The sequence below is a fragment of the Candidatus Eisenbacteria bacterium genome (assembly GCA_016867495.1).
Taxonomy (GTDB): domain Bacteria; phylum Eisenbacteria; class RBG-16-71-46; order CAIMUX01; family VGJL01; genus VGJL01.
This window is the reverse complement of record VGJL01000006.1, coordinates 1-16,820: the sequence shown is the minus strand read 5'-3', so window position 1 is coordinate 16,820 and position 16,820 is coordinate 1. Positions and strand designations below refer to the sequence as shown.

The following is a 16,820-nucleotide window of genomic DNA, read 5'->3' as shown; positions in this document are numbered from 1 at the left end:
CTGCGCGAGCACGAGCGTGTGGCCGCTGTTTCCCTCCGGTACGAACCTCTTCCAGTGCACACGCAAGCCAACATCCTGCAGCCTCCCCGTACTCGTCAGGAGTCGCATCAGGCCGGTAGGCTTCGGATAGCCTGTCGTAGCCAGCTCGGACGATATCGCTCTGCTTTCGTGTCAAGTCATCCTCACAGTGCCGACTCCGTCGCCAACCAGGACTGCTCCAAGAGCCCACCGATGCCTCGGAATGGGCTTTGGAGGAAACGCAAGGGCTGCCTGCAAACAGCTCAACTGCATCCTAAGTAGCGTCGTTCTTCCTCTCAGACTCAGGTGTGGCTAGCCGCTTCTTGCTACTCCTCGCTCTCATGGCTATCGCCATGATCAGGAGGAGCGCTCCCGCAGCTCCCGCACCCCGGCTACCGGAAATGAGACCTGCCGCGATGCAAAGCAGGGCAACCAGCATGAAGGCGCCACCCGACTCAAAGAACCTCTTCATACCCACCTCCGATCATCCTGCGTATCCACACGTGCCTGACGGTGACCGTATCTGACACATGTACTGGCCGCGGCAGGCGCTCACCTCTGCGCCGGCTCCCCTGTTGCCGTCTGCGCCTCCCGGCAGTTCTAATCCTCCCGCATGTATCCTTGCACTGCCCCTGCTCCCATGAATGTCAGCCTTCAGCCGCGGCCTCGTCGTTGTCGGCCGCAAGGCGCTATTTGGGCTTTCCCAGTTCTCTCCGATAGCGAACGGCTTTCAGGGCCGCACCGGGATTGAGTGTCCGTGTCGCGCCATCCGCCTTGAACCCCATTGCTTCGTAGAACCGCCTTGCCTGCGGGTTCTCGGCAAATGCCCAGAGCAGTGCAGACCGATACCCACGCGTCCTCAGCAGGCGTTCCGCATAACGACAGAGGGAAGTGCCTATCCCCTTCCGCCAATGCCCTGGGGCAAGATAGATGCCCCAGATCTCACCGCTCGTATCCTGGTCTACATCGGCATCGCGACAGGCACCGAGTGTAACAAACCCAAGGATCTCTCCGTTCTGTTCCGCAAGATAGCTTTCCTCTGCATTCTGTGCAAGCGAGTCCCGGAAGCGCTGCGCACGCAGCCTGTAGTCGAGGCTGTCGAGATGGCCATCGGGAACAAGGCCACGGTACGCGGCACGCCACGAATCGATGTGTAGCTTGGCAAGAGGCTCCGCATCGTCCGGTGTCGCGCGACGGATGTTCATCCCATTCTCTCTACCGAACGCCAGGGATGAGCCATGCGGCGCAGACGCGGCCGCTTCGCCACCCTGTTGCGGGTGCCCGTCCTCGCTAGCGTGCCTCCGGCCGCGCGCTGGATCTCGCCGATGACGCTATCGACGTGTTGGCCCTGGCCTCCATGTTTCTCTGCCAGGGCCGTGATGGACCAGCGAGTCGGGTGCAAGCGTCGGTTAGGGTGACTTCTACCTGACTCGAGGCTTTGCGGTTCAGTTGCTGGCCAGACAGTGAGGCGAGCCCGTCGGAGCTTGTGACCAAACATCAGAATGGAAGGTGCCGCCATCACGGCCAAGTAGCCGCCGAAGAAGGGAGAGCGGAATCGCATGTGGAAAGTGTACGGGAGGCAACCGAAAAGCCCAAGTAGAACGGGCAACACAAGTAGAGGATCGCGGGCCTGTGGGTATGCAGACAACGACCGGAGAGCAAACCCCATCACCGGCGCAACCCATAGCGGGGCTAGCCAGAAGGCCAGTGGCCCAGTTGTTGCCCGGTTCGGCCAAGGCCGGAAGAAGTGGACGAGACGGCGGAGGAGAGCGCTGGCGGCATCACTTGGACAGAGCGATACGTACCCGCGAACCTGCTTGAGCCAGTATGCGTTCACCGCACAGGTCCCGAACGTATCCGCTGCCTGAAGGGAGAGAACATGCGCCTTCGAGTCACTGGCGCACATGGACTGGAGAGGAGATGCAAGAGCGCCAGATTCTCTGGCCGAGTAAACCTGGTGCATCCGATGGTTGTTGCCGAGCCACAGCCGGATCACTCAACTCACCGCCTGCCACCGGAGCGAAGGCCTCTTCCCAGTCGCCGCGCACTCGCGCAGATAGAGGTTAATGAGCGTCTGGTACGCGATGCCGGTCTCAGCCGCTAGGCGCTTGAAGTACTGAATGGTGCCTGCATCCAGACGGATTGTTACCTGCCGCTTCAGCCGCGCAGCGTACGGATTCCGCACCGCCTTGGAAAAGCCATACTCCTTCCTCATAGTCCCCACCTCCTGCTGTAGGTCGCTCGCTCGCGCCGGGTCACCCTGCGAGCAGAGATGATCCGGATGACATCACCGCCCTGGTAGCAGTGGCACACGACGCGTGTGCAGCTCCGCGCTCAGCCCGAGCAGGACGAAGCGATCCTCACCACCGGAGTGGTCCAGATCCGCCAGGAGCAGGCCGTGCTCGTCGTAGAAGACAGTTGCGGCCTGAGCGAAAGCGATACCGTGCTTCCGCTGGCTGGCGAGATCCTTGGCCTCGTCCCACTCGAACCGAAGTGGCAGCGTACCTACACCGTACCTACAATGCCCTCAAAGGTCAAGCTCTGGCTCAGTACCCATAACGCCGGGGTAAGCGGCAGGCGCGGCCGGCGCGAAGGGCCGGGTTGGCGCGCCGTTGGCCACCACCAGCGGCGTGACGACAGCGTTTGGCTGGTGGAACCGGTGGCTATGACTCAGCCTCATGGCCTGAACCCGATCTTTCGCTTCGGCGACGCAGGAGGCGGAGCCGCCAGCTCCTTGATGGCCCGCACCAAAACAAGGATCTGCTCGTCATGGTCTGTCAGACGCCGCTCGAGCTGAGCGATCTTGAGGGAGAGAGTCTTGTTGGCGGCAATCGCGCGCCGGATTGCAACGAAGGCCCGAACCACGAATACGCTGAGTTCGACCGCCCGGGGAGAGTTGAGCACACTTGCGGCCATGATGGCGCCGTGCTCAGTGAATGCCAACGGCAATGCCTTGGAAAACCGAAGGTTAGAGAGGTGGCCGCAATTTGCGACCACCTCGGCCTTCTCGGCCGCGGTCAGCCGGAACATGAAGTCGACCGGGAACCGGGCACCGTTTCGTCGGACCTGTTCGTTGAGCCGCTTGGTTGGCACGCCGTAGACGTGAGCCAAGTCCGCATCCATGATCACGCGCTCGCCTCGAACCAGCAGAATCCTCTGCGTGATGGGGCCCGCCGGAACGATGGCCCGAGAGACCGACATGTCTATGTTGCCTCCTGACCGCTCGCCGCGGTAGTCGCCGACAACCCCATCATCACCTTGAGACCTACTTCTGAAGTCATAACGCCGGGGTAAGCGGCAGGCGCGGCAGGCCCGAAGGGCCGGGTTGGCGCGCCGTTGGCGACCGCCAGCGGCGTGACGACAGCGACCGTCCGCTTCAGCCCGCTGTTAGATGCAATCACCGCGCCTTCCCCCGCCGGAACTCAACAGCAAGCCCCAATTGCCTGTAGCTCTCCCGAGGATCCCCAGCCTGAAGCCAGGCGAGTTCGGGCCGAAGCTGCCATGTGCCGTCGGTTGGCGAGATACCGAGACCCAGGCTGTAGGAGTACATCGGAGCATAGAAATCATGCGCGAGCAGATAGTAGCTGCCCGACGCATTGAGATCGACGTTCTGCGTCATCGGCACAGTCGCTACCAGACCGGGGAGAAGCTGGAAGGTGTTGAACTCGAAGTCGCCCGCAAGAACCTGTGCTGGCAGCGTTGCAACCAGGTGGTTCGCCCAAATGGAGGCCCGAATGTCACCCCCGACTATGAAGCCGACCCAGCCATCCTCGTCCCGTCTGGTGGCCGCGACGCGTAAGGCAGCGTCGCTTCTTCTGCTGACGCCGAGCCTCGACCTGAGATCCAAGACCGTCCATCCGGGTTGCTTCTGACCGTGTTCGAGGAAGTTGTTACGTCCCAGTCCAATCGTGGTCGTCGGGAAACCTCGCTCCACGATTCGTGCAGACTGAAGAGAGGAGAAAGTCAAACAACCCGACACCTGGAAACCTACAAAGACAATGACAGCCCAATAGGCGTGATGAAAACGGTGTCGCGAACTGGAGTATCTAACGCCCGCGTTGAGCAGCAGCGAACTGGACCGCTCTTGGCCTACCCGGGCCCGTCGTGTCATCCGGGAGCATCTTTGCCAAGAGCGGGACGGGACCGCCGGCTGCTCCAATGTTAGGCGCTTCCACTCATCTATAGATGTGACGGACATGTCCCCACGTGACCGATACCGACGGCGAACCGACAAGAATGAGCTGAGCGCGAAGCTCACCTTCCGGATACGCATCTGTACAGATGAGAACGTAGACCTCACCATCTTTGATCTCCTCGCAATACGTGGTGTCAAAAGGCACATTCCCCACGAAGAAATAGCGCCGATCGTGCGACAAGTCGCTACCCCCCCGTGATACTCCCGAGAAGTGGCCCGTTCTCGCCCTCCACGCCTAAGCGAATCTCGGCCCTTTGGCCAATCCCGACGAGATCCCAACTTTGTCCGTCGACGTACAGGGAATCACTACAGTATCCGCCACCCAGAAAAACCGCGAAGACCTAACCGTGCCCAGTCGACTCCGAGGGTGGAACAACCTGGCCTCCTGTAAACCATCCCTCGAAGTGCCATCCCTGGTTGAGCCCAGTCAAACCAAGAAGCAGGAACAGCGTGGCTCCAGCTTTAGATAGAAGTCTCACTCCTCCTTGGCCCTTCTTACGCCTAACGCCGATTCTCTTCATCGGATCGCCCTCATCGGCTGCGGGGGAGTGCGAGGTAGCGAAGGACTGGCCGGGGGACCCGTCCTCCAACTCGCACCCGCATAACCAGAACGGCGCCATGCCGCCGCGTCTGCACGAGGATATGCCGCGGAATGGTGCGAGATAGTCGGATGGCCGCTGCAAGGATCACGGCGATCTCCCGCCTGTCGCCTGGTAACCGGCCGGGGCGGGTCGGGTCGAGATCTGGCCGGTCCCCTGGCGTTCAATGCCACGCCGGCACATCTCCAGGGCGCACTCATCATACGCCCGAGTCCAGCGGACTCAACACCCCTCTTCCTCCGCGGTTGAGGACGTGCGTGTAGATCATCGTGGTCGCCACGTCCTGGTGGCCGAGGAGTTCCTGGATCGTGCGGATGTCGTAACCCCCTTCCAAGAAAGCGGGTGCAAATGAATGTCGGAGCGTGTGCGGAGTAGCGGGCTGCGTGAGCCCCGCCTTGCGGGCAGCCTCCTTCACCGCCCGCTGCAGAACGGAGGGGTGGATGTGGTAGCGACGGCCCCCGCCCTTCTCCAGATCCTCCCTGTGCTGTTCCTCGATCCTGCCAAGATGTGCGGCAAGGGGGCCCTTCACGCGCGAGGGCAAGATCGTCACCCGATCCTTGGCCCCCTTTCCGACCCTCACGGTGATCTGATTCCGTCTGAAATCGATGTCCTTGACGCGAAGGCGCAGACACTCCATCAGACGCAGGCCGGATCAGTAGAGCAACGAGGCCATGATCCAGCTGATTCCGTGCAACTCTCCAAGAAGCGCTCCCACCTCCTCCCTCGCCAGCGCGACCGGCCGCCTGGCCGGCCTGTTGGCGCGCACGATTCCGTCCATTCGGTCGAGTTCCTTGTGCAGGACATCCCCATAGAGGAACAGAAGGGCGGCGAGGGCCTGGTTCTGCGTGGCGCTTCTGATGGAAGAGGACGTACCGTCTGGTCCAGGCGACGTAAGCCTTCTCTGTTGAGCGGCTGTAGTGCCGGGTCCGGGCGGCAGGACGCACCTGATCGAGAAGCTTGGTTCTGCCCTCCGCCGCGTTAGGTGGCCGGAGATCGCACCGAGCAAGCGGCGAGCCAGACCGCTTGCCTGGTTGCGGGAGATCGAAGGGCCCTAGTCCCCGGCCCTCCAGGACTGCAGTATGTGCATGTAGTTCGCCCGCTCGTACGACTCAGGATCGGGGCAGCGCAGGAGGTTCATGCTCCCACGCATCTGGCTCAGGGACTCGTACTCGTGCTCCTCGAGCCACCTCTCCAGCCCCTCGCGCATCGTCTTCAGATGCCCCATGCCCTTCAGGAAGAGGGACGACACGAGCTGCACCGCGTCCGCCCCCGTCATGATCGCCTTGATCGCGTCCGAGGTCGTGTGCACTCCCCCGGTCACAGCGAGAGAGGCGTTCACGTTTCCCGAGAGAATGGCGAGCCACCGCAGCCGGACTAGAAGCTCGTTCGAGTCGGAGAGGTTGAGGGATCGCTCGACCTCCAGCTCCTCCACATTGATATCGGGCTGATAGAACCGGTTGAAGAGAACCAGGCCATCGGCCCCCGCGCCGACCACTCTAGATGCGAAGTTCGGCAGGGACGAGTAGAAGGGGGAGAGCTTGACAGCGATCGGCACCCGTATGCTCTTTTTCAGCTCGCGGACGATGTCGACCTCCCGATCCTCCACCTGGCTGCTCGTCTCGCTCGGATCGGTCGCAAGGTAGTAGATGTTCAACTCGAGCGCGTCCGCTCCCGCCTCTTGCATCAGGCGCGCATAGTCGAGCCATCCGCCCTTCGTCGTTCCATTGAGAGAGGCAATGACGGGAACCTTGACACTCTCCTTGATCTTCCGGAGCTGCCCAAGGTACTCCTCCGGACCCAGGCTGTACTCCATCGGCTTGGGAAAATAGGATGCCGCCTCGGCGAACGACTCGGCGTGCGCGTCGACCGCCCGATGCTGAGCGAGTTGCTCGGCCACAATCTGCTCCTCGAAGAGCGAGTTCATCACGATGGCCGACGCGCCGGCGTCCTCCAGCTCCCGCACAGTGTCGAGGTCGGCCACGAACGGGGCGGCTCCGGGCATCAATGGGTGCGCAAGGTCCAGTCCAAGGTACTTCGTCGAGAGGTCCATTCGCCTTCCTCCTACTCCTGTGGCCTGGCGTTGTCCGGCGTGTCTGTGCCGTCTCCCACCGGATAGCTGATTCCGGCGAGCTGCTGGTAGAGTGCGAAGTGGCGCGCCGCCTCCATCTGAGCCATCTCCATCAGACGGGCGAAGCGCTTGGGATCGAGCTTCTCCACCATCCTGAAGCGCGTTTCCTTCTCCACGAAGCTCTTGATCTTGGCCTTGGGCGGCCCCGAGTCGAGGACGAAGGGAGGCTTCCCCTCCTCGATGCGCCGCGGGTCGAATCGGTAGAGCGGCCAGAGTCCCGAATCGACGGCGAGCTTCTGCTGCTCCGGTCCGAAGGAAAGGTCGTAGCCGTGAGCGATGCAGGGGGAGTAGGCGATGATGAGCGACGTCCCCGGATAGGCATCCGCATCGCGGAACGCCTGGACGGTCTGCGTGTCCTTCGCTCCGATCGCCACCCTGGCTACGTAGACGCTGTTGTAGGACATCGCCATCATCCCCAGGTCTTTCTTGGGGAGCGACCGCCCTGCGACGGCGAACTTCGCGGCGGCGCCCAGCGGGGTCGCCTTCGACTGCTGGCCGCCCGTGTTCGAGTAGACTTCCGTGTCGAGGACCAGGATGTTGACATCGCGGTTCATCGCGAAGACGTGATCGAGCCCGCCGTAGCCGATGTCGTAAGCCCATCCATCCCCGCCGACGGCCCAGACGCTCTTCTTCACGAGGTAGTCGGCCAGAAGCTCGAGCCGCCGCGCTTGCGGATCCTGGATCTTGGCCAGGGCCTGGCGCAGAGCGGCGACCCTCTCGCGTTGCTCCGCGATTCCCCCCTCGGTGCTCTGGTCGGCTTCAAGGATCCCCTTCACCAGGGTGTCCCCGATCCGACCCGCCAGCGCCTGCACCATCTCGCGCGCCTGCTTGTTGTGCATGTCGATGGCCAGGCGGAAGCCGAAGCCGAACTCTCCGTTGTCCTCGAAGAGCGAGTTCGCCCATGCCGGTCCCCGTCCATCCCTGTTGACGGTGTAGGGAGTCGTCGGAAGGTTCCCCCCGTAGATCGAGGAGCAGCCCGTCGCGTTGGCGATCAGCGCCCGGTCTCCGAAGAGCTGCGTCAGCAGCTTCACGTAGGGGGTCTCGCCGCAGCCGGCGCACGCCCCCGAGTACTCGAAGAGCGGCTGGAAGAACTGCGATCCTTTGTGGTCGACCTTGACCTTCGTCCGATCGATGTCGGGCAGGTCGAGGAAGAAGGCGTAGTTCCCCCGCTCCTGGACGCGGAGCGGCATCTGTGGCGCCATGTCGAGCGCCTTGTGCCGAGGGTTGGCCTTGTCCTTCGCGGGACAGACTACCGCACAGAGCGTGCACCCGGTGCAGTCCTCCGGAGCGACCTGGATCGTGTACTTCATCCCCTTGAACTCGGCGCCTCGGTAGTCGGTCGACTTGAAGGCCGCGGGGGCCTTTGCCAGAAGGCCGGGCTCGTACACCTTCGGGCGTATGGCCGCGTGCGGGCAGATGAGCGCGCACTTGTTGCACTGGATGCAGATCGCCGGGTCCCAGACGGGGATGTCGAGCGCGAGGTTCCGCTTCTCCCACTGGGTCGTCCCGGTCGGCCAGGTCCCATCCGCGGGGAAAACGCTGACGGGAAGGCCATCGCCCTTGTTCGCGAAGAGAACCGCGCTCACATTCTTCACGAAGTCGGGCGCCTCGGGCGGCATGATAGGCGGCCGCGTCCTCGTCGCCGTCGCCATGCTCGGGTAGTGGACTTCGTGCAGATTCTGGAGCGTGCTGTCGACCGCCTCGAAGTTGCGGCGGACCACTTCCATGCCCCTCTTGCCGTAGGTCTTCTCGATCGCCTCCTTGATCCTCGCGATCGCCTCTTCCCGTGGTAACACGCCCGAGATCGCGAAGAAGCAGGTCTGCATGACGCTGTTGATCCTGTTCCCCATGCCCGTCTCCCTGGCGACCTTGTACGCGTCGATGACGTAGAACTTGATCTTTTTCGCGATCATGAGTTCTTGCGTCTCGCGCGGGAGCTGCTCCCAGACCTCGTCCGGACCGAACGGGGCGTTCAGCAGGAACACCGCTCCCGGCGCCGCGTAGTCGAGCATCTCGTAGCGATCGAGGAAGATCGCCTGATGGCAGGCGACGAAGTTGGCGCGCTTGATGAGATAGGTCGAGCGGATCGGCTGCGGGCCGAACCTCAGGTGCGAGACCGTGACCGCGCCCGCCTTCTTCGAGTCGTAGACGAAGTATCCCTGGGCAAAGTTGAGCGTCTCCTCGCCGATGATCTTGATCGAGTTCTTGTTTGCGCCGACCGTTCCGTCGGCGCCCAGTCCAAAGAAGACGGCCCGCACGACCGCGTCCCTCTCGATGTCGAAATCCGGATCGAACGGGATTGACGAGTGGGACAGGTCATCGACGATACCGACCGTGAAGTGGTTCTTGGGCTTCTCCTTCGCAAGCTCGTCGAAGACCGCCTTCACCATCGACGGCGTGAACTCCTTCGAAGAGAGTCCGTAGCGCCCGCCGACGACGATCGGATCCTTCGCGAACGGCGTGCAGGCCCCGTCGCGCGCCTCGCGCAGGGCGGCCAGGACGTCCAGGTGAAGCGGGTCGCCGATGGCGCCCGGCTCCTTGGTCCGATCGAGGACCGCGATCGCCCGCGCGGACTTGGGCAGGGCCGCGAGGAAGGCCTTGATGTCGAAGGGGCGGTAGAGACGGACCTTGACGATTCCGACCTTCTCTCCCTTTGCGAGCATCCAATCGACCGTCTCGTGGGCGGTCTCCGCTCCAGAGGCCATGAGGATGACCACTCGCTCCGCGTCGGGGTGCCCGACGTAGTCGAAGAGGCGGTAGGAGCGCCCCGTCAGCTTCGCGAACCTGTCCATCTCCGCCTGGACGAACCCGGGACAGGCATTGAAGAAGGGGGTGCAGGCCTCCCGCGTCTGGAAGAACGAGTCGGGATTCTGGGCGGTCCCCCGGATGACGGGCCGATCGGGCGTCAGCGCCCGCTCCCTGTGGCTCTTCACGAGATCATCGGTGATCATGGCGCGAAGGTCGTCGTCGGAGAGCTCCTCGATCTTCGACAGCTCGTGCGAGGAGCGGAACCCATCGAAGAAGTGTAGGAAGGGAATCCGCGACCTCAGGCTCGCCGCCTGCGCGATGCAGGCGAAGTCGTGGATCTCCTGGATCGAGCCCGACGCGAGAAGGGCGAATCCTGTCTGGCGGCACGCCATGACATCCGAGTGATCCCCGAAGATCGAGAGCGCGTGCGTGGCGAGAGTGCGGGCCGCGACGTGCATCGCGAATCCGGTCAGCTCCCCCCCGATCTTGTACATATTCGGGATCATGAGGAGCAGCCCCTGCGCCGAGGTGAATGTGGTCGTCAGGGCGCCGGCCTGGAGGGCGCCGTGCACCGCCCCCGCCGCGCCCGCCTCCGATTGCATCTCCATGACATCGGGAACCGTGCCCCAGACGTTGGTCCTCCGGTGCGCGGACCACTCGTCGGACAGCTCTCCCATGGGCGAAGAAGGAGTGATCGGGTAGATGGCGATGACCTCGTTGATCCTGTGGGCGACCGACGCGACCGCCTCGTTCCCATCCACCGTGAGCGAACGCCTGCTGGGCATGGAGTGCCTCCTTGACGACTTCGGAACGACATCACCCGGGGAGGTGGCCGGCGCCTCGCGGAGACGAATCAGGAAGAGGGGGCCGCATGCGCGGCAACGAGATCTCTGGAAGCGGGCCCTCGGGCCCGACTCCCGTCGTCGACCACAACCCTTGTTCCACCCGGACCCATCACGCCGGCGCCGTCGGCTGCGCTCCCGTTCACGCCGACCGCCACCACCACCACCCGCGCCGGGTTGCGCGGAAGCCGGCTCATCGACGAGCACTGACTTCCGTAAGGGTAGGTAACGAAGGGGCCGGGGTCAAGCCGCGCGAAGCGGCTGCGCGGAGCGGGCCGGGACGGCGCGCTTGACCCGACGGCCCGGATCGGGTTCCTTCCTCTCGGAGGGATCGAGTGGACCGGAGCATGGACAAAGGCGGAGAAGACCGGCTTGCCGTGTGGGCTTCCCTGTTCCTGATTCTCGTGGGCGGGATCTGGTCCGCATCCCGCTGCACAAGCTCGGGAGACCTCTGGGTCGCCCTCGGCTGCGGCCGCTATGTCCTCTCGCATGGCGTCACCAGCATCGATCCGTTCTCCTTCAACTCTCCGCCGGGAATGTGGGTGAACCAGAACTGGCTGAGCCACGTCCTCTTCACCCTGCTCCACCGCGCGACGGGGCTCACGGGGCTCGGGATCTGGAAGATCCTCGTCTGCATGGCCATCGTCGGGCTCGCCGCCTCGACGGCGCGCCGGCTGGGGGCCTCGATGGCCCTCTCCACGCTCTCCGCCGTCGCCATGGCCCTGATCGGGAAGTCGTTCTTCGACATCCGACCCAACATGCACACGATCCTGCTGGCGGCGGTGCTCATCCGGTGGCTCGCTGGATTGCACGATCGATCCGCGCGCAAGTACTGGCCCGCCGTCGCGCTCCTCGTCCTATGGTCGAACCTGCACGGCGGCTTCCTATTCGGCGTCGTCGCGATGGCCGCCGCCGCAGGAGTCGCGGCCATCGAGCGCCTCGTTCGGAGGCGCCCCGGCGCGTATTGGGCATCTCCGTTCCTCTTGCCCGCCCTTGGGCTCCTTGCCGCGATCGTCTCGCCCTACGGGCTCACGAACCTGAAGCATCCCTATCTCGTCACGGCCGGACCCGACGCCGCGCACTGGCGCACGGTCATTGAGTGGCGCCCCCCCTTCGGAGGGACCGAGCCTCGATCGGCGGGACTGATCGCCTTCTGGATCCTCGTCGCCGCGTCCGCCGTGATCGTGGCCGGTGCCCTGATCCGCGGGCGCGGGAGCCTCCGGACGGCGCGCCGTGCGCCCGGGAGTCGGACACCGGGGGGGCGCGCGCCGGGCCCTGTCATCCCTCTCCTGACGGTGGCCGCGATCGCGGCGGCCGCTCTGGCGCTGTCGCTCACAAGCAGGCGCTTCATCCCTCTCTTCGCGGTGAGCGTGCTGCCTCTCGCAGCCGCTCTGTTGCAGGGCATGCTTCCGCGGAGGAATCCCCCCGCCTGGCTCGTCCTGTCGGGCGCGCTCGCCGCGGCCGCTGCCGCGGGGATCGACATGATCCCGCGCCTGTTCCTGCCGAACTTCCTCTGGCCGGCATCGGTCGGATGGGCGGCCAGGCTGGTCCGCGCCGATGAGCAGCCGAAGGAAGCGTGTGACTTCCTCGTGAGCGGAGGGGCGCGCGGCCGCGTCCTGACCCACTGGACCTGGGGCGGCCATCTCCTCTATCGCATTCCGTTCGAGAATGGCGAAGCGCGCTACCGGATCTACATGGACGGAAGGGCGCAGGCGGCCTACCCCGCCGCGGTCTCCAGGAATCTCTCCCTCTTCGAGGACGCGGCGGCCTCGAAGGACGAGAGAGCCGTTCGCGCGTTCCTCGACCACTACAAGATCGACTACTGCCTCCTCGATCGCCGCGAAGGGACGATCGCCTACTACCTGCCGGAGCTCGAGGGGTGGATCTCCCTCTACGCCGATGAGAAGTGCGTCGTTCTCGCCAGGGCAGAGAAGGCCTCGGAGATCGAATCCCCGGTCTATCCGGAGGAGGCGATCCGCGAGGTGAGCGCGGCCGTCGCCCTGAAGACGAAGGGACCTCTCACCGCGCGCGAGGTCCAGGAGGCCTTCGACCATGCGGTCGCTTCCATTCGCGCGCGGCCCACGACGACCGGCGTGATGGAGATGACCTTCATCGCCATCACCACGCCGAGGCCGCTGGGCGATTCTCTCCAGGCGCGGGCCAGGAGGGAGTGCGATCGCATCCTTGGCATGCCGTCCCTCGGGGTCACGCCGCGCGAGGGCCAGGGAATCGCCATCAACACGATGCAGTGCAAGGCCGGGCTCGCCTCTGCCGCCGGCGATCGCGAGCTGGCCGCTCGGCTGAGGCAGGAAGCCTCGGCCAGGGCGGAGGAGATCCGCCGCCGCGCGGAGTACTACATCAGGTAGCGAACGAAGCGGGCCACGAAGAGGACGGACCCCGGCGGTTCCCTCCGCCCCGCTAGGTTCGCGTTCGCGGCGCGGGGCTTCGGGAACCGGTCGGGGTCCCCTCACACTCCCGGTGGAGCGCTGCTGGCCCGCGCAGCTCGCGCCCTGTCACTCAGCGAGCGAAGCGGGCCGCGGCGCGACACCGGGCGGAGCGGATGCGCCAGGCGAGCGTCTCAGTTGCAGTCAAAGCGGTCTACCTTCCCTGCTGCCCTGTGATCACGAACTCGCGGATCTCGAGACCCGGGCTCCCATCCGGATAGGTGAAGGTCTTCACCACCCGCCCGCCGCTCGTCTCGATGACGGGCGCGAGCACCCAGACCCGTCCCCTGACGGATGCGTTGAAACGCCGGACATCCTCGGCGTCATGGATGAAGTAGAAGTTCTCCACGCGGCGCACGAGATGGAAGGCGAACGACTCGTCGATCTCCTTGCCGCCGAGCCGGTAGTCGCGTGGCGTGATTGGGCCGTGGAGGATCGCGTAGATGTAGGCCTGCGTGTTGTCGGAGCAGCTTGTCAAGGCGGCGTCGTAGAGGTTCCTGTTCTCCGCGAGGTATGTCATCGCGGCGGGATGGAGCGCGTGGTAGCGCGGGGCGACCGATCTGGCATAGCCGCCGGTGAAGGCCACCGCGACAAGGACGAAGTTCGCGAGCAGACCGGTCCCATAGAGCGGGACAATCCCGCGCGCCGCCGCCCGCTTCGACCCCGCGATCCTTCCGACGCCTGCCGCGAGCCCTATTCCTCCCAGGATCTGAAAGACGGGCAGCCCGACGGCGGCTCGCAGCGAGTGAGGGACATACTCCGGCATGTCGCCGAGCGCCGGGGCGGAGGCTGCGGGATATAGGAGCAGCCAGACGAGCAGGAGGCGATCCCACCGATCGCGCCTGCGCAACAGGATCGCGAGACCGAAGGCGATGCAGGGCAGCTCCGCCCAAAGGAGTTCTCCACCCGGGGGCGATTGGAGCGGATTGCCGTCCCCTCGCATGAAGAGGAAGACCGGCGAGAAGTGCGCCAGGTACTGCTTGGCGATCAGCAGCAGCGCGGCTCCGAGCGGTTCCACGTTCCCCAGAACGGAGACCACCGAGACCCTCGCGAAGAGCCGGAGCGGTTGGGCGAGGCTAGCGACCAGAAGCGGCAACGCGCCCAGAGCGATGACGGCCGCCATGATCAGCCCTCTCCTTCCGATTCGCGGACCGGCCCGCGCGATCAGCGTCCCGGCAGCGAGCAGGGGCAGAAAGAGCCGGAACGAGGAATAGCTGTAGAGCCCCGCCGCAAGCACGAGTCCCGCCAGGGCCCAGCGAAAGCACGAGCGCTTCGTCAGCGGATGCCGCGCCGAATCGTCCTCGGCGATCAGCCAGAGCGCGGTGACGAGGAAGCAGGGAGTGAGACTCGCCTCATGCCCGAATCGCGAGAGATAGAGATGCCAGGGATTCAGGGCCAGCAGGACTGCCGCGCAGGCTCCGGCCGGGGTTCCTCTGATCCTCCGCACGAACAGGAAGACCGCCAGGACTGTCCACGCGCCGCAAAGCGCAGCGGGGAGGCGCGACGCGACCGCTCCGGGGCCGAAGAGGGCGATCCCGGGGATCGAGAGGATCGCGTAGAGGGATGTGCGGTTGTCCCCTTCTCCGAACCCTTGCAGGAAGACCGGCCAGACGCGCCCGGCCCTGTCCATCCCGTCGTCGAGAAGGCTCCAGGCGTCGACGATGTTGCTCGCCTCGTCCTGATGAAGGGGAGGCGGCCATCGATCCAGTCCAGGCAGCCTGAGAACGAGCGCCAGGAGGATGAGACCGATGGGAAGGACGAACCTCCTCATCGCTCGCCCTCCACCGGCGGGTCGCCGGCGGAGCCCCGCGCGGGGGCAGTGGAAGGCTCCGAGCGGGCGGTGGAGCCCCGCGGGCCGTCGCTGGATGGCCGCGGACGAATCCTCGCGCTCCCTGCCGCGCTCCTTCCATCCCTGATCTCCGCGAGGGCCAGGGCGGCCGCGATCGCTGTGAAGGCCAGCGCGGCCAGGATGCCGCGGCCGGAGAGAGTCTGGCTGATCGCGAAAATGGTTCGTGTGGCGGGAGCGATCAGCATCAAGTTCAGAAGCACCCCGAGGGACAGCAGGCCATAGACCCATCTCCAGCGCCGCTCCAGCAGAACGACCGGGGCCATGCTGATCAAGGCGGGGAAGAGATAGCGCTCGTGGATCTGCGTGGGCAGGAGGAAGAAGGCGAGCCACTGCAGTGTGAGCAGCCGCCAGGCTCTCGACGAGAAGCCCGTCGCGTCGCCGCGGCCGAGCAGCCAGGACCGCCAGACGATCCACGCCGTCGCGGCCATGAAGAGGACGAGGCCCACATGGTGCGCGCCAACGAATCCGGCGATCGGCGCGTCGTCCCGGAACTCGAGGCAGGATCGCCCGCCGCCGAATGCCGCGATGTAGATCCACCACGGGTTGTAGGCGTTGACGCTCAAGTACGGGTAGACCCCGCCCGCTCCGGCGTAGATCCCCGCCAGCTTGCCGGCATGGCCGCTGACCACGAAGGGGAGCGTGACGATCGCGCACACGCTCGCCCCCGCGAGGATCGCCTTCACGATCCCCATCGCTCCCGATCGCGCGGCGAGAAGCGCGGCCGCGGCTGGGAGAATGATCAGCCCCTGAGGTTTCGTCAGGACTCCCGCAGCGAGAAGCGCGCCCGCCCGCCAGGTGGAGCCTGACAGCAGAAGGAACCATGCGACGCAGGCGATCCCGCCGATCACGACATCGAACTGGCCCCAAAGGGAAGAGTTCCAGATCAGCGTCGGATGAAAGGCGAGGATGGCGGCCGCGACCCGCGGCGAGAAGCGGCCTCCCGCGGCGAGAGGGCGCGCGGGTGAAAGATGCGCCCACAGATGACGCGCGAAGACACAGAGCAGGAGGGCCACGACGAGATCCCCCACGACTGCGGGGATCTTGACAATAGCGGTCAGGAGCGGACTGTCCTCCGGCCGCCACAATCGCAGATAGAGCGACCCGAGGAGCCAGAGGACATAGAGCAGCAGCGGCGGATAGGTCTGGCCGGGCAGCTCGAGAGCGTAGACCTGGTGGATTCCGTTCGCCGTCGAGTAGGCGAGCCAGCTCTTCCAGTAGCTGATGTCCGGCTCGTAGTAGATGTGCGGCAGGAAGGGCAGTCGAATCAGGAGGCCCGCGACCAGGATCCCGAGGATCCAGGGATCGAAGGAGGCGACCGATCGAGTCGCTCCGCGAACAGCCGCCGCCGGAGAGGACTCACTCATGGGTGTCTCATCATCCGCCCTGCCGGGGATCTTATCCGCGCGGGAAGTCGGCGTCAAAGAGACGCCGCCCGGCGCGGGGATCGCCTCCGGCATCCGTGCCCGCATCGAAAGGGCGGCGTCGTGAGTTCTTCGTCAGGAGGAAGAGACGTATCGCAGGGAAGAGACTTGCCATGGCGCCGCCTCCCGCGCGGTGTTAGAATCCCCCGCAGGAGGGGTCATGGGCAAGGGATTGGTCCTATCATCCATCGCGCTCGCCGCGCTCCTCGGGCTCGCCCTGCCGCACCAGGCGACCGCGGAGTTCAGAATCGAAGCCGAGGACTGCACCGCATGGGGCGATCTGGGGGGCGTTCCCATCGTTGTCGGGCACTGCGGGGGAGCTTTCGGCGGCAAGGCGGTCAAGGGGATGGACTACCCTGGGGATTGGATCACCATCCCGGTCACCCTTGGCGAGAACACCTGTTTGAGCGACTCGCTCCGCAATCGCGGGCAACTGGATCTGGTCCGCAACTTCGAGGTCTACTGGATACCCGAGCCCCCCGCGACTACGGCCTCCGCCGACACGTCGGCGAGCCCGCCCGGCCGCGGCGTCTCCTGATCCTCCCCCTGGGACTGGGTCCAGTCCGGGAAGATCCA

At 65.0% G+C, this 16,820-nt stretch carries 10 protein-coding genes and 2 pseudogenes; 2 read left to right on the top strand and 10 right to left on the bottom strand.

The features are described 5' to 3' along the window. Window positions 1-292 precede the first annotated feature (292 nt). The 9 genes and pseudogenes from FJY88_02045 to nifJ all read right to left on the bottom strand — a co-directional run bounded on the left by FJY88_02045 (window position 293) and on the right by nifJ (window position 10,473). On the bottom strand, window positions 293-490 hold the full coding sequence (locus tag FJY88_02045; protein ID MBM3286120.1) for a hypothetical protein: 198 nt from the start codon (window positions 488-490) through the stop codon (window positions 293-295). Window positions 491-707: 217 nt separating this feature from the next. Further along, complete coding sequence (locus FJY88_02040; GenBank protein ID MBM3286119.1) at window positions 708-1,223, bottom strand: GNAT family N-acetyltransferase; 516 nt, start codon at window positions 1,221-1,223, stop codon at window positions 708-710. Between the two features lie 791 nt (window positions 1,224-2,014). Beyond that, entirely contained in the window at window positions 2,015-2,233 is a 219-nt protein-coding gene (locus tag FJY88_02035; GenBank protein MBM3286118.1) for a BrnA antitoxin family protein, read from the bottom strand. Next, window positions 2,230-2,518 (bottom strand): annotated as a pseudogene (locus FJY88_02030) (BrnT family toxin). The gene FJY88_02035 and the pseudogene FJY88_02030 overlap by 4 nt, the downstream one beginning before the upstream one ends. A gap of 176 nt (window positions 2,519-2,694) precedes the next feature. Further along, window positions 2,695-3,219 carry an ORF6N domain-containing protein gene (locus tag FJY88_02025; protein MBM3286117.1) on the bottom strand — a complete coding sequence of 175 codons (525 nt, stop codon included), beginning with the start codon at window positions 3,217-3,219 and terminating at the stop codon, window positions 2,695-2,697. Between the two features lie 196 nt (window positions 3,220-3,415). Further along, window positions 3,416-4,129, bottom strand: coding sequence for a hypothetical protein (locus tag FJY88_02020; GenBank protein MBM3286116.1), 714 nt, complete (start codon window positions 4,127-4,129; stop codon window positions 3,416-3,418). A gap of 882 nt (window positions 4,130-5,011) precedes the next feature. Then, window positions 5,012-5,882, bottom strand: a pseudogene (locus tag FJY88_02015) (integron integrase). Then, entirely contained in the window at window positions 5,864-6,862 is a 999-nt protein-coding gene (locus tag FJY88_02010; protein ID MBM3286115.1) for a dihydroorotate dehydrogenase-like protein, read from the bottom strand. Before FJY88_02010 ends, FJY88_02015 begins: the two are co-directional and overlap by 19 nt. Window positions 6,863-6,873: 11 nt before the next feature. Then, window positions 6,874-10,473, bottom strand: coding sequence for a pyruvate:ferredoxin (flavodoxin) oxidoreductase (gene nifJ, locus FJY88_02005; protein MBM3286114.1), 3,600 nt, complete (start codon window positions 10,471-10,473; stop codon window positions 6,874-6,876). Window positions 10,474-10,865: 392 nt separating this feature from the next. Between nifJ and FJY88_02000 the strand changes: the two genes are divergently transcribed. Beyond that, window positions 10,866-12,896, top strand: coding sequence for a hypothetical protein (locus FJY88_02000; protein MBM3286113.1), 2,031 nt, complete (start codon window positions 10,866-10,868; stop codon window positions 12,894-12,896). 232 nt (window positions 12,897-13,128) lie between these two features. Here the strand turns inward: FJY88_02000 and FJY88_01995 are convergent, their stop codons facing one another. Then, window positions 13,129-15,645: a hypothetical protein gene (locus FJY88_01995; protein ID MBM3286112.1), complete on the bottom strand. Its 2,517-nt coding sequence runs from the start codon at window positions 15,643-15,645 to the stop codon at window positions 13,129-13,131. 759 nt (window positions 15,646-16,404) lie between these two features. On the opposite strand from FJY88_01995, the gene FJY88_01990 reads away from it, so the two are divergent. Beyond that, window positions 16,405-16,782 carry a hypothetical protein gene (locus tag FJY88_01990; protein ID MBM3286111.1) on the top strand — a complete coding sequence of 126 codons (378 nt, stop codon included), beginning with the start codon at window positions 16,405-16,407 and terminating at the stop codon, window positions 16,780-16,782. Window positions 16,783-16,820 lie beyond the last annotated feature (38 nt).